Origin of the sequence: Terrabacter ginsenosidimutans (genome assembly GCF_039539425.1) — a bacterium.
GTDB lineage: Bacteria > Actinomycetota > Actinomycetes > Actinomycetales > Dermatophilaceae > Terrabacter > Terrabacter ginsenosidimutans.
In genome coordinates this window covers 1-627 of sequence record NZ_BAABDC010000024.1, presented here as the reverse complement: position 1 = coordinate 627, position 627 = coordinate 1, and the positions used below count along the sequence as shown (strand labels likewise).

Sequence of the window (627 nt, the reverse complement as noted above, 5' to 3'; positions counted from 1 at the left end):
CAGCGGCTACTTGTTTCATTGACGGTAGGACCGGTGCCTGCGCAGGCTCGGTTCAGGTGCCCGGGTTGGTCGCTCACATCAGCGGCTGTCCTTCCTTCGGGTCGTGACTCTCATTTGGCATGCGCCGGCTCGGGCACCGCAGGGCCGGAGAGGCTGAAGAAGGGAATGCGCTGCCGGAAGTAGCGGTGCCCTCCGCGCTCGACCAACTGGCTGGTTCGAGGTGAAGGGAGAGGCGTGGTGAACGTCGAGGAAGGTCCGGTCGTGATCGGCATGGACCCGCACAAGCGCAGCGTCACGATCGAGGTGATGACCGGCGACGAGAGCGTGCTCGGCGGCGGCCGGTTCGCCACCGACGTCGCTGGGTTCGCCGCGATGCTCGCCGATGCTCGGCAGTGGCCGGAGCGGACCTGGGCCGTGGCGGGCTGCAACGGGATCGGCCGGCATGTGGCGAACCGGCTTATCGCCGCCGGCGAGCAGGTCGTCGACGTCCCACCGAAGCTGTCGGCTCGGGCCCGGGTGTTCGCGACTGGTCAGGGCCCGCAGGACCGACGCCACGGACGCGCACTCGGTCGCGCTCGTCGGGACCCGGATGGCCGGGCTGCGGCCCGTGGTCCGCGACGACCAGCG

1 protein-coding gene is annotated in these 627 nt (G+C 70.0%); it reads left to right on the top strand.

Annotated elements, in window-relative coordinates:
- Positions 1-237: 237 nt before the first annotated feature.
- Positions 238-627, top strand: a 390-nt coding sequence (locus ABD831_RS22215; RefSeq protein WP_344952296.1) for an IS110 family transposase, incomplete at its 3' end; no start/stop codon positions are given.